Genomic DNA, 13,509 nt, shown 5'->3' on the forward strand with positions numbered 1-13,509 from the left:
AGGCGGGCCGGTCCGGCCCAGCCGCAGCGTAGAGATCCCAGGCAACACGGAGATCACGACGAGGCCGGCAGTGGCGGCCGTCACGCCGGCGGTCAGCCGGGGGTGGCGGCGCGGACCTGGTTGCGGCCGTTGCGCTTGGCGCGGTAGAGCTCGACGTCGGCGAGCCCCACCAGGTCGTCCGGGTCGCGGTCGGGGCGCGGCGTCATCGCGGCGACGCCGATGCTGACCGTGACGATGCCCTCGCGGGCGAGCACGTGCGGCTCGGCCAGGTCGGAGATCGCGATGCGCAGCCGCTCGGCGGTACGCCGGGCCGCCTCGGTGTCCAGGCCGGGCATGACCACCGCGAACTCCTCGCCGCCGTACCGGGCGACCAGGTCGCCGGGGCGCAGGTTGCGGGTCAGCTCCGCGGCGACGCGCTGCAGGCACTCGTCGCCGGCGGGGTGGCCGTAGTGGTCGTTGTAGAGCTTGAAGTGGTCGATGTCGACCATCGCCAGCCCCAGGGGCCGCCCGGTGCCCAGGGCGCTGTCCCACTCGGAGTGCAGGATGTCCTCCAGCCGCCGCCGGTTGGCCAGCGCGGTGAGCGCGTCGGTGGTGCTGAGCAGCTCCAGCCGCTGGTTGGCCGCGGTCAGCTCCTCGGTGCGCTGGGCCACCTTGCGCTCCAGCGAGGCGTACACCGAGGCGTTGTCCAGCGACACGGCGAGCTGCCCGGCCACCAGCCGTACAGCGTCGAGCCGCTCGGCCGAGAACGCCTCCCGGATGAGGTGGTTCTCCAGCACCAGCAGCGCCTGCCGTACGCCTCGGTTGACGATCGGCACGACCAGCAGCGAGCAGCAGCCGAGTTCGGCGAAGTAGGGATCGCGGGAGAACCGGTCGTCGCTGGTGGCGTCGCCGACGACCAGCGGTTCGCGGGTGCGCTCGACGTAGCGGATCACCGAGGCGGGCACCGCGGGGGTGCCGCCGTCCGCCGGCAGCGACCAGCGCTGTCGCTCGTCGTCCCAGAGCAGCAGGTGTACGGCGGTCGCGCCGGTCATCTCGCTGAGCACGTCGACGACGCGGGCGCGCACGCCCTCGAAGGTGGTCTGCGAGCTGAGCGCCTGGGAGGCGGCGAGGATGGCGAGCAGGTCGATCGTGCTCGACAGCAGCGGGGCCGGCGAGCCGGCTTCCGGTGTCTGCCCGCTCGTCGGCGGCCGCAGTCCCATCAGCCACGGGGCGGTCGGGTGGGTGCGGTCGAGTTGGGCGACCTTCATGTCCGCGCCCCACACGTGGTAGGCGTGCCGGGCCGAGTTGAGGATGCTGGTGCCCGCGACCTGCATGTCATGGGCCAGGTAGAAGCGGGCGGCCCGCTCCAGGGCCAGGGCCCGGTGCCACGGCCGTCCCCGGCCGGCGACCTCGTGCTGGGCGGCGTCGTAGGACTGCGCGGCGGTCTGGAAGTCGCCGCGGGCCCAGGCACGTTCGGCCTCCAGCAGCAGCAGGGTGTGCGAGAAGTTGACCGGGGCGTCCGCGGCGCGGGCGGCGAACCAGGCCACCGTCTCGTCGAGCTCGGAAAGCCGGGCGGCGCGCTCCTCCGGCGGCCCGGCCCGGACCTGTTCGGCCAGGTCGAGGCCGCGCAGCAGGCGGGCCTGGGCGACGGGGTAGACCGAGGGGTTCACCGGCAGCAGCGCGGTCGCGGCCTCGATGTGGTGGTGCAGGGCGGGTAGGTCGTCGAGGAGCGCGGCGGCCAGCGCCCTGGTGACGTGCACGTTCGACACGGCCACGGGATTGCCCGCGAGCGCCTCGGGCAGCGGGTCCGCGCTGTCGTCCGCCTCGGCGGGTTCGCCGCGCAGCATGCCGGCCAGCCGCCGGTACGGCAGGTACACGTCGGTGGACTGGTCGTTGCCGGTGCGGGTGGCGAACGCCAGTCCGGCGTCGACCTCGGTGAGGTAGTCGTCCAGGGTCGGGGCGTAATCGAGCAGCTCGTACACGGAGACGTAGTAGGTGTGGCAGGCCTTCTGCAGGTCGCCGCCGTGCAGCAGGCCTTCGCGGGCCAGTTGCGCCTGCTGCACGGTGTCCTCCAGCGACTCGTACCAGTGGCCGGTGCTCAGCGCGTACAGGAAGCGGGCCTGCGAGGTGTCGGGCTCGTAGCCGCGGGCCTCGCCGACGGCGATCACGCGCAGCAGCGCCCGGTGCCCGGTGAGGTAGTCGCCGCACCGGCCGACGGTGACGAAGGTGAGGTGGGCCAGCGGCCCGACCAGGTTCGCCAGCGGGCCGTGCCGCACCCACAACCGCAGTGCCTGCAGGGTGAGCCAGGCCATGGTGTCCTGGTCGCTGAAGAACGCCGGGGCCATCATGTGGTTGATCAGCGCGGCGGTGGCCGCCAGATCCGGGTCGGTCGCCTCGGGGCGGCGCAGGTCGTCGCCGAGATCGCCGTCGAGCCACCGGTGCAGCAGGTCGAGCCCGTCGTCGATCTCGGCTGCGAGGCGGTCGGGCGGCGGCGCGGTGATACCCAGGTGGCCCAGCATCTGCAGGCCCAGCGCGACGGCCTCGGCGGCCCGGCCCTGGTTGGTCAGGCCGCACACCTGCACCAACGTAGCGTCGGCGTGCTGGGCGGGGCGGTCGCACAGCCGCTCGATGGCCGCGTACACGGCGTCGGCTTCGTCGAGGCGGCCCAGGCTGTAGAGCGAGGCGTGCCGGTGGGTCTGCAGCATGATCAGGTTGCGCACGTCGGCGGGGTCGGCGAAGTCGACGGCGACTGCCAGGTAGCGCTCGGTCATGCTGTGGTTGGTCACCACCATCGCCTGGCAGGCGCCGTAGGCGAGCAGGGCGGACACCTGGCGGCGCTCGGCGGGGTCGTGTACGTGGTCGGCGACGGCGTAGTACTGGTGCGCGGCGACCTCGGCGTACTCGGGGTGCGGGGCCAGCCGCCGGGCCAGGCCAAGATGCAGGGCGCTCTTCGTCGACGGGGTGAGAGAGTCGAGGATCGCCTGGTGCACGCGGTCGTGGCGGAACCGGACCGCGTCGGCCGGCTCGGCCGGTTCCAGCACCAGCAGGCCCTCGTCGAGGGCGGGCGCGAGCAACTCCTCGGTCTCGGCCGAGGGGTGCCCGTCGGCGACGGCCAACAGATCCAGGTCCGCCCGCCCGCCGAGGCAGGCCATGATCTCGACCAGCAGCCGGGTGCGGGTCGGCAGGCCGCGCAGCCGGGTCGTCCACGGGTCGATGACGTTGGCCTGGCGCAGATGGCGGGACAGGTTGCCGGCGTCCCAGGTCCAGCCGTCGGCCCCGAGGACCAGCACGCCGTCGCGGCGCAGCGAGTTGATCAGTTCGACCGTGTCGTACGGGTTGCCCCGGGTGCGCTGCGCGACGGGTTCGGCCAGCTCCTCCGCGTCGGTCGCATCGAGTTGCAGCATTTCGCCGACGAGCTCGGCGGTGCTCGCCGGGGGCAGGTTGCCCAGCGTGATCCGCTGCGGCTCGACGCCCTGCTGCCGCCAGCGCGCGATCATCGCGGTGAGCGGGTGGGTGGCGTCGGCCTCGTCGTCGCGGTATGCCAGGACCAGCAGCAACCCGTCCGGCGGGCCGTCGGAGACCAGCATGTCGAGGTAGCCCAGCGGGGTGCGGGCGGCCCACTGCAGGTCGTCGATGAACATGACGATGGGGCGCTTCGGCGAGGCGACCGTGGTCAGCACGTCGACGCCGATGCGCTGCATCCGGGCCTGGGCGTAGAGCGCGTCGCCGACGGTCGCGTCCGGCTCGACGCCCATCAGCAGCCCTAGCTCGGGCTGCACCGCGGCCAGCAGTCCCGCGTTGCGGCCCAGCACCTGGCGCAGCCGCTGCCGCAGGTCGGCGACCTCCTCCTCGGGTTCGGCCAGCAGCAGTCGGCCCAGCGCGCGCATCGCCTGACGGGTGCCGTCGAACTCGAGGTCGCGCCGGTGCTGGTCGTACTTTCCGGACACGAACCAGCCGCTGCTGCCCGAGGCGATCGGGCGCAGCTCGTCGACCAGCGAGGTCTTGCCGACCCCGGCCGGTCCGCTGACCAGCAGCCCGTGGCTCAGCCCGGTCATCGCGTCGGCGAACGCCGCGCCAAGCGCCCGGATCTCCGGGTCGCGGCCGATGATGCGGGACTGAGGCAGCAGCCGCAACGGCACGTCGCCCGCGCCGATGCGCAGCGTCACCCGCTCGCCCGGTGGGGCGGCGCGCAGCTGGGCGAGGTCGTGGGCCAGGCCTTCGGCGGTCTGGTAGCGGTTGTCCGGCTCCTTCTCCAGCAGGTGCATGATCACGTCGGACAGGGCGGCGGGCACCTCCGGGTCGACCTCGGCCGGCGGTACGGGCACCCGCGCCAGGTGGGCGTGGCTGAGCCGGAGCGGGTCGCCGGTGCCGAACGGCGGCTCGCCGATGACCATCTCGTACAGCGTCGCGCCGAGGGCGTAGAGGTCGGCGCGCTGATCGACGGGGCGGCCGGTGCGGCCGGTCTGCTCGGGGGCGAGGTAGGGCAGCGTGCCCACGATCTCGTTGTGGTGCGCGAACTCGGGCCGGATCTCAGCGAACGTGGACGCCAGCTCGAAGTCGATCAGCAGCACACCGCCGGCCGCGGTCAGCACGATCTTGTTGGGGCACACGTCGCGGTGCACGACGTGCCGGTGGTGCACCGCTGCCAGCGCGTCGGCCAGGCCCGAGGCGATGCCGAGCACCTCCGGCAGCGGCAGCGGCATCGGCCGGCGGTCCATCGTCGTGCCGCCCGCGTCCTGGAGCACCAGCGCGCCGTCCACCGGCGGGGCCGGGGCGAGCTGCACGACCCCGTGCGCACCGCGCAGGCGGCGCAGGATCGCCGCCTCGTGTTTGAGTCGTTTGGGCCCGTCAGGTCCGAGCGGCTGCTTGACGACGACCGACCGGCCGCCGGGCAGGCGCATCCGGTATGCCCGTGTCCGGTCGCTGTCGAGCAGCACCTCGACCCGGTCGGCGTCGACCGGCGGGCCTCCTGCCGGATGCTCGCCGCTGATGCCCATCATCCGCCCCGGACTCCGTCAAACGCCCCAGCCTCGCCGAGAAGTAGCCGCTCAACCCGAATTGTCTTCGAGAACCAGAATAGAACTTTTGTCACGATCCTGCGGGCACGTGGCGGGCAGGGCGGCCCGCAGGTGTGCCAGGACCTGGTCGGCGACCTCCCGGTAGGGGCCCAGGTCGCGCTCGGCGCGGGCCAGTGGCAGCGGCCCTGGCCATCGCGTCCGCCGAGGGGGCGCGAGCGCCCGCTCCCGCCGGGCGGGGCGGCCGCCCCATGATCGTTGGACTTGCCTGGCAAGTGGGCGAACGCGGCCTCAAGATACGCACAGGTGCCGGGCAAGTCGAATGACCTTGGTGAGGGACGGGACCGCACCGAACCTCCGGCATCCCGCGGGGTCAGGGACGGGAGCCGTGCTGGAGCAGGTCGGCCAGGTGGTGGATGCGGGCCGTGGTGATGCCGGTGCGCTGCTCGACGGCGAGCGGGTGGTCGGTGGGCTCGACCTCGACGTACGGCTTGCGGCCGACGGGTCGGGTGTGCACGTTCGTCTTGAGGTTCAGCGTGCTCACGGGGTATCCGGCGAGTTCGGTCGACAGCCAGCCGAAATACGGCCGCTCGGACTCGCGGCCCGGCTCGTCCCACAGGTCGGTGGTGCGGGCGAAGCTGTCCGGGCTCAGCGACACCCAGACGCCCCAGGTGAACACCTCGTCGCGGCCGATGATCGGGATCTCCAGGTTGCCCTGGACGAAGAAGTGCCGGCCCGAGATGACGCACAGGTCGGCGGTGAGCTCGCTGTTCGGGTCGTCGGCCAGGTCGTCGGTCCATGGCGCGGGTGCCGCGGTGCGGTACGACAGCGGAAGGTCCTCGTGCGGTCGGCCGCACGATCCGCAGGTGTGGCCCGTGATGTTCCGCATGCGCAGACTCTAGGCGGTCCACCGGCGCCACCCCGTCCGCGGCACTCGCATTCCTCCGCCGGGGTTTCGAAAAAGCTGTTGCCGGCGGCCATGTACCGATCAAGGTCAACCGGTTCAGTGCAGCCCAATGCGCATGCCATTGATTTCGGTGCTGACCTGCGCAGAAATTACAAACGACCTTGGAGAGAGCGCTCCCTGAAATACCTGCTATAAATGACATCATGACGATCAGCCGACCTGACGGCCAGCGGTCCCCGACGCTGGAAGAGGTCGCCGAATGGGCGGGGGTCTCGCGCTCCACGGTCTCGCGGGTGATCAATGGCGTGTCCACCGTCGACCCCGAATTGCGTGAACTGGTTCAGCGCGCCATCGACGCCACCGGCTACGTGCCCAACCTCGCCGCGCGCTCGCTGGTCACCAGGCGCACCGACTCGGTCGCCCTGGTGGTGTCCGAACCGGACGACCGCACCCAGCAGGCGGAGCCGTTCCTGAACCGGATATTCACCGACCCGTTCCTGGGCCGGATCACCGCCGGGGCGCTGGAGGTGCTGCGGCCCGAGGGCATCCACCTGGTGATCATGCCCGCGGAGTCGCCCGCCCACCACCACGTGCTGCGCTACCTGCGCCAGGGCCACGTCGACGGGGTGCTGCTCATCTCCAGCAGCGACGAGGACCCGCTCCCGCAGCAGCTCTGCGACCTGGGCATCCCGGCCGTGCTCTCGGCCCGGCCCGGCAAACCGCTGCCGATGAGCTACGTCGACGTGGAGCAGCAGGTCGGCGCGAAGCTCGCCGCCGAGCACCTGCTCGCCATCGGCCGCCACCACCTGGCGACCATCTCGGGCCCGCTGGACATGCCGTCGAGCCAGGACCGGCTGGCCGGGTTCCGGGCCGCGCTGGCGGTGCACGGGCACGCGTACGTGCCGTCGGCGGCCGGCAACTTCACCCGCGCCAGCGGCGAGCAGGCGGCCCGCGAGCTGTTCGCGACGCACCCGGAGATCGACGGCCTGTTCGTGGCCAACGACCTGATGGCCGAGGGCGCCCTGCAGGCCCTGCGCGATCTGGGCCGCCGCGTGCCTGAGGACGTGGCCGTGGTCGGCTTCGACAACAGCATCGCCGCGCTGCAGTGCCGCCCCCAGCTGACGACCATCCACCAGCCCCTGGAGGAGATGGCTGCCGAGATGGCTCGGCTGCTGCTGGCCCGCATCGGCAAGGCCGACCCGAAGCCCCGCTCGGTGATCTTCCACCCCCGCCTGGTGAAGCGCGAGTCCGCCTGACCCCCGCGTCGGGGCCCCATGATCGTTCGACTTGCCAGGCACCTGTGCGTAAGCGGACGCAAGATACGCACAGGTGCCCGGCAAACCGATGACCTTGGCGAGTGGCTGCGCAGGGCGTCGCGGCCGGGCGCGGTCAAAGATCGCTGTTTCGGGTCATGATCTGGGGTGGAACCGCGGGTAATGACCGGAAACGGCGATCATGCGGGCACGACGGAGCGCGGCTCGGCTCGGCTCGGCCAGGGCGGTGAGGGACGGGGAAGGACCGGCCCGATGGCCGGGCCGCCCGGGACCGGTCGGGGTTACCGGGGGCCGGTCAGGGCGGCCAGGTGGTCCAGGTCGGTCTGCCGGGTGCTCTCGACGGACGCGGCGAGCGCCTTGACGGCGGGGTCGGCTCCGGCGGACTGCTCGGAACCGGCCAGCATGCGGCACTGTTCGAAGTGCGCGCGCAGGCTGTCGGCGAGCATGGTGTCGAACTCCGCACCGGACTTGCCGGCCAGCAGCGACAGGTTCTCCTTGGTGATCATGCCAGGCATGTCGTGGCCCTCGTGCGGATTGCTCTCCGGCATGCCGGTCGCCTGCAACAGCTCCCGCAGCCGGGCCACCTCGGCCTCGTGGCGGCGGGCCACGTCGGCCGCGAACGCGGTCAGCGCCTTGTCCCCCGCGCGCTGCGGGGCCAGCTCCAGGGCCGCCAGCATGCGCTGATCGAGTGCGATCATCAACTGGGTCCAGGCGACGTCGGTGCTGATCGCCCCCGCCTCGGCGACGGCCGGCGGGCTGACCGCCGGCACGGTCGGCGCCACCGCGGCCGGGTCCGCGCCCCCGCACCCCGCGAGCAGCAGCACCACCGCGCACGCGTACACCCGTGTCCTCATCGCGGCCTCCCGCTGCCTACGGCGATCTTGCGCGAACTGTTGGTGTTCTGTCCGTTCGGAGTGTGTCGTCCCCGCAGTCCGCGCAAGATCGTCGCACGGAACGGGCGGGGGTGGCACCGGCCGGGGCGGGAGAGGGGGGCCGTCCCGGCCGGTGTCGTCAAGGAGGCGGGGTCAGGTCAGGGGCGACCGTTGGCGCCGCACTTGATGATGGGGCGGATGCAGTCGCGGACGCGGCGGTCCATCTCCGCGGCCGGCCAGGCGTTGAAGAAGTCGCCGTGCATGGTGTATCCGCGGCCGGAGGACAGGCGGATCCGGGCGGGATCGCCGGTCACGGGGTAGCGGAGCACCTGGCGCAGCTTCGGGACCGGGACGGGGTGCGAGGAGGGGCAGGCGCCCGCGACGGGGTATGCCATGTGGCTCTTGTGGTTGGCGGAGTCGAGGTTGACGCCGTCCCAGCACTGCGGGAAGTCGAGGTACGACTCCAGCATCGAGCCGGCCGGGCAGTTCACGAAGTCCTTGCCCGGGGGGATCTCGTTGTGGTGCAGGCAGGACCAGCGTGCGATGGACTGGTCACCGCTGGTGGCCTGGGCGTTGCCGGCCACGATGCGCAGGCCGACGGGCAGGGACTGGATCTGCGCGATGATGTCGTCGCGCACGCCCTCACCCAGGTAGTAGAAGGTCGTGCCGGTCGGGGCGACCGCCACGTTGTCGACGTACATGGTGGGCACCCAGTACGACGACAGGTCCTCGATCGGGTTGCAGTTCGTGCCGGCCGCGGCCAGGCTCGTGTACGTCGAGAACGCGTTGGTGGACGTGTTGCCCATGAAGTCGTGCATGTGCGACCCGCCGGGCAGGCCGGGGAAGACGATCGGGTCGTCCGGCAGGCGGTGCGTGAACGGGCAGTCGGCCAGGAACTCCGACACCCGGACGATGGGGCCGCCGCCACCGCCGCCGCTGGACTGCCCGAACACCTGGAACTCCCACAGCGAGACACCCCACTGGGTGGCGCGCGCGGTCGCGTACAGGCGGACGTACCGGGTGGTCACGTTGACGGTGATGGACTGGTCTGCCCCGTTGTGGTTGGTCGTGGTGTGGAACGTGCTCCAGGTGTTGCCGTCGGCGGAGCTCTGCAGCTGGAAGTTGCGCGCGTACGCGCCCTCCCAGTCCAGGAAGATCCGGGTGACCGCCTGGCTGCTGCCGAGATCGATGCGGATCCATTGCGGGTCGGAGAACGCGCTGGACCAGCGCGTTCCGGCGTTGCCGTCGACCGCTGCCGAGCCGGGCGTGCCGCCGTTCTCGGTCGAGGAGACCGTGACCGGCTTGCCCTGGGAGAGCGAGATCTCGGCGGCGGCCGCGCCACCGGTGGTGGCGACCAGGTAAGTTGCGAGGACGGCCGTGACGGTGGCGATGAGCCCGGCGGCACGTAGCCGCCGGCGGCCAGGAATCGGTGCGAGACGATTCATGGTGAGCTCCCTACGGGAATGGGACGGACGGGTTTCCGTTGGGGGCAGGGGGCCCTGCGGGGCTGCGGGGCCCCCTGCCGGCGGTCGCCTACTTGTAGACGCGCACGTAGTCGACCAGCATCTGCGCCGGGAACGGGGTGGAGGCGTCCGGCGGGCCGGGCCAGTCACCGCCCACGGCGAGGTTGAGGATCATGTAGTGCGGGTGGTCGTAGACCCACGGGCCGCGGGTCGCCTCGACGGTCGCCTTGCTCGCGTAGAACACCTCCGTGCTGTCGACGAAGAACCGGATGCCGTTGCTGTCCCACTGCGCGGCGTAGACGTGGAAGTCGGCCGACAGGTCGATGCCCCAGACCTTCTCCTGGCCGTAGCCGCCGCCACCGTTGTAGGCGGGGGCGTGCAGCGTGGTGTAGCTACGGGTGGTGTCCCGGCCGAGGATCTCCATGATGTCGATCTCGCCGTTGTAGGGCCACGGGCGGCTGGTGGGCGGCAGGAAGTCGGCGCCCATCATCCAGAACGCGGGCCAGAAGCCGTTGCCCTTGGGCACCTTCACCCGGGCCTCGACGCGGCCGTACTGGAAGTGGAACTTGTTGCCCGTGTTCATGCGGTGCGAGGTGTACTGCATGCCGCCCACCGCCTCGCGGCGGGCCTCCATCACCAGCGCGCCGGTGCCGTTCATGTTCGCGTTGGTGTTGTTGGTGTAGTACTGCAGCTCGTTGTTCTGGCCGGTGCCGGTGTCGATGGTCCACTTGGCCGCGTCCGGCTTGCTGCCCGCCGGGCCGTTGAACTCGTCCGAGAAGACCAGGTTCGTGGCCGGGAAGGTCGGGTTGGCGGGCTGCGCCGGAGGCGTGGTCGGGGCGCCGCCGGTGCCGTACACCTGGAACTCCCACAGCGAGTAGCCGTAGCCGTTGGACCGGGCCGTGCCGTACATGCGCACGTAGCGGCCGGTGCCGTTGACCACGATGTTCTGCTTGAAGCCGGTGCTCGTGGTGGTGGTGTAGACGGTCGTCCAGTTCACCGCGTCAGCCGAGGTCTGCAGCTGGTAGGAGGTGGCGTACGCCGGGTCCCACTGCAGCACGACCCGCTTGATCTGCGCGGTCGCGGCCAGGTCGACGTAGATCCAGCCCGGGTCGGTCCATGCCTGGGTAGCCCAGCGCGAGGCCGGGTCCAGGTCGAAGGCCCGCAGCGGGAAGCACTGCCAGCACGCGCCGTCGTCCTGCGAGGAGGAGGCGAAACCAGGCTTGTTGTACGACAGCAGCACCTCCCCGCCCGGGTTGGGCGACGGCGAGGTGGACGGGCTCGCCGACGGCGACGCCGGCGGGGGCGAGGACGGCGGGTTGCTCGGCGGCGTGCCGCCGGTGCGTACCGCGAACTCCCAGAGCGAGTAGCCCCACACGGTGGCCCGCGCGGTGCCGTTCATGCGCACGTAGCGGCCGGTGCCGTTGACGGTCAGCGTCTGCGTGCCGCCGGTGCCGGTGGTGGTGCTGTAGATGTTCGTCCACGGGCCGGTGGCCGCGTTCGAGACCTGGATCTGGAACGCCGTGGCGTACGCGCCCTCCCAGTTCAGGGTCACGCCGCAGATGCTCTGGCTGCTGCCCAGGTCGACCTGGACCCACTGCGGGTCGCTGAACGCGCTCGACCAGCGGGTGCCGGTGCTGCCGTCGAAGGCGTTGGCCGCGGCGAACGCGCCCTCCTGCGACGACGAGCTGGCCGGGCGGCCCAGCGCGGCGTTGGCCGTGCCGCAGCCGGTACCACCGCCGATGACGCCGTACACCTGGAATTCCCAGAGCGAGTAGCCGTGGATGGTGGCGCGGGCGGTGCCGTTCATGCGCACGTAGCGGCCGGAGCCGCTGACCGCCAGCGTCTGCACGCCGCCGGCGCCGGTGGTGGTGCTGTAGATGTTGGTCCAGCCGCCCGTGCCGGTGGCCGAGACCTGGATCTGGAACCCGGTGGCATACGCCGCCTCCCAGCGCAGGACGACCTGGCTGATGGTGGCTGTCGCGCCCAGGTCCACCTGGATCCACTGCGGGTCGGACGACGCGCTGGACCAGCGCGTGCCGTTGTCGCCGTCGACCGCCGCCGTGGCCGGGAAGACAGCGTTCTCGACCGACGACGCGGTGACCGGCTTGCCCTGGGAGATCAGCGGATCGGCCGCGCTGGCCGAGCCGGCGACCACCGCGAGGTAGGACGAGGCGAGCACCGCGCCGACGGTGGCGAGTACGGCGTACCAGCGCCTGCGAGTGGGGTTGGAGCGCGGCGGGGCTGCCGCGTTCGGGACGGATCTCATGTCATCTCCTGTGGGATGGCTCGAGACCGCGAGGGCCGTGCTCCTCGCGGAAGGCCCGGAGGCACTCCCGCCGATCGCGGATCGCCGTGACCCGCGGCAGCGCTTCCGGTACGCACGCGACGGCCGCCTGCCGCCGGAACCGGTGCGTCGGGGCTGACGCCCGGTCCTGCGGCATGGCGACGCCGGGTTGAGCGGCTGGTCGCCGCGTGCAACGACCTGCTGCCCGAATGGGCGTCAAGTCGGACAAACAATGTGGGGGAGCGCTCTCTGAGAGAATCGTCCTTGACCGCCCGGATGTCAATGGCGGTCACTGGACGGGCCGCCGCGGCGAATGCCGTTAACGTTCCTGAAATCCGGCGGTGACGTCAGGACGGGCAGCTAGGAGACCGTGTCGCGATTGCCGAAGCCGCGCAGAAATCGGCACGATCGATGGCCCACAGCGGATCACGGGTTACGACTGCCTGCTCAAGGGGCGTGTGAGCGGACCGGTCGCGGCGCGCGGCCGCAGGCCGGGCGGGCTGTCCGGATCGGAGCGGCGATGGCTCTTTGTAACGAGACGGCAACGGCATCTTGACAGCCGCCCGGCGGGAGACGAAATTCAGAGGCCAAACCAGGGAGCGCTCTCTGGATGATCAACATTGCGTGACCAGCGAATCTGTTTGTGCTCATGCCCCGAATACCTGTCCTGGAGGAGCTCCGATGCGTTCAGCACTATCCGGCGCCGGCCCACGGCGCCGTCTCGCGGCCGTGGCCGCTCCGCTGCTCGCGACCGCGCTGGTGCTCGGCACCGCGGCCTGCGGTGGCAGTGACGACCCGGCGAAGCCGGGTGGCAAGGTCAAGCTGACGATCGCGACGTTCGGCGAGTTCGGTTACAAGGACTTGTACAAGGAGTACATGGCCGCGAATCCGAATGTGGAGATCGTGGAGCGGATTACGAAGGCCGAGGACCACCACAAGAACCTGGCGGCGCACCTGGCGACGAACACGGGTGCGGCGGACATCGAGGCGATCGAGGAGGGGTGGGCGGGTCAGTTCACGGCCAATCCGGGCAAGTTCTACAACTGGATGGATTACGGCGGCGGGGACATCAAGTCGCAGTGGCCGGCGTGGAAGTGGCAGCAGGGTTCCTCGGCCAAGGGTGAGGTCGTCGGTCTGGGTACCGATGTCGGTGGTATGGCGATGTGCTACCGGCGGGACCTGTTCGAGAAGGCGGGTCTGCCGACCGACCGCGAGGCCGTCAGCGCGTTGTGGCCGACGTGGGAGAAGTACATCGAGACGGGCGTGAAGTTCAAGGCCGCCAACGTCAAGGGTTCGGCGTGGATGGACGGCCCGACGATCATCTACCGGTCGATTCTGGGTCAGCAGCCGGTGGGTATCTACGACGGTGACAAGGTCGTGGTGGAGTCGAACCCCGGCGTCAAGCGGGCGTGGGATCTGACGATCGACGCGATCAACAAGGGTCTGTCGGCGAAGATCGCTCCGTGGTCGGCTGACTGGAACGCGGGTATGGCCAAGGGCAGCTTCGTTACCCTGGCGTGCCCGTCGTGGATGATGGCGTACATCCAGTCGCAGGCCAAGGACTCCTCGGGCAAGTGGGACATCGCCGCGGTGCCTGGTGGTGGCGGTAACTGGGGCGGCTCGTTCCTGACGCTGCCCAAGCAGGGCAAGAACGTGCAGGAGGCCGCGAAGCTGGCGAAGTGGCTGGTGGCTCCGGAGCAGCAGGCGAAGGTGTT

7 protein-coding genes are annotated in these 13,509 nt (G+C 71.1%); 2 read left to right on the forward strand and 5 right to left on the reverse strand.

Features of this window, described 5'->3' with window-relative positions:
* Positions 1-92: 92 nt before the first annotated feature.
* Entirely contained in the window at positions 93-4,979 is a 4,887-nt protein-coding gene (locus AB0B66_RS18630) for a diguanylate cyclase (RefSeq protein WP_360530798.1), read from the reverse strand.
* Between the two features lie 388 nt (positions 4,980-5,367).
* Complete coding sequence (locus tag AB0B66_RS18635) at positions 5,368-5,883, reverse strand: DUF2199 domain-containing protein (protein ID WP_360530801.1); 516 nt, start codon at positions 5,881-5,883, stop codon at positions 5,368-5,370.
* Positions 5,884-6,104: 221 nt separating this feature from the next.
* Between AB0B66_RS18635 and AB0B66_RS18640 the strand changes: the two genes are divergently transcribed.
* Complete coding sequence (locus AB0B66_RS18640; RefSeq protein ID WP_360530804.1) at positions 6,105-7,157, forward strand: LacI family DNA-binding transcriptional regulator; 1,053 nt, start codon at positions 6,105-6,107, stop codon at positions 7,155-7,157.
* A 299-nt stretch (positions 7,158-7,456) separates the two neighbouring features.
* Here AB0B66_RS18640 and AB0B66_RS18645 read toward each other — a convergent pair whose 3' ends face one another.
* The 3 genes from AB0B66_RS18645 to AB0B66_RS18655 all read right to left on the reverse strand — a co-directional run bounded on the left by AB0B66_RS18645 (position 7,457) and on the right by AB0B66_RS18655 (position 11,776).
* On the reverse strand, positions 7,457-8,029 hold the full coding sequence (locus AB0B66_RS18645) for a DUF305 domain-containing protein (RefSeq protein WP_360530807.1): 573 nt from the start codon (positions 8,027-8,029) through the stop codon (positions 7,457-7,459).
* Between the two features lie 176 nt (positions 8,030-8,205).
* Positions 8,206-9,492, reverse strand: coding sequence for a DUF1996 domain-containing protein (locus tag AB0B66_RS18650; RefSeq protein ID WP_360530810.1), 1,287 nt, complete (start codon positions 9,490-9,492; stop codon positions 8,206-8,208).
* Between the two features lie 88 nt (positions 9,493-9,580).
* The gene (locus AB0B66_RS18655) at positions 9,581-11,776 is read right to left on the reverse strand and encodes a discoidin domain-containing protein (protein WP_360530813.1); all 2,196 of its coding nucleotides are present in this window, start codon (positions 11,774-11,776) and stop codon (positions 9,581-9,583) included.
* Between the two features lie 642 nt (positions 11,777-12,418).
* Here AB0B66_RS18655 and AB0B66_RS18660 point away from each other — a divergent pair.
* On the forward strand, positions 12,419-13,509 hold a 1,091-nt coding region (locus tag AB0B66_RS18660), incomplete at its 3' end, for an extracellular solute-binding protein (protein ID WP_360530816.1).

It is taken from the genome of Catellatospora sp. NPDC049111 (assembly GCF_040648615.1).
In the GTDB taxonomy this organism is placed as follows: Bacteria; Actinomycetota; Actinomycetes; order Mycobacteriales; family Micromonosporaceae; genus Catellatospora; species Catellatospora aurea.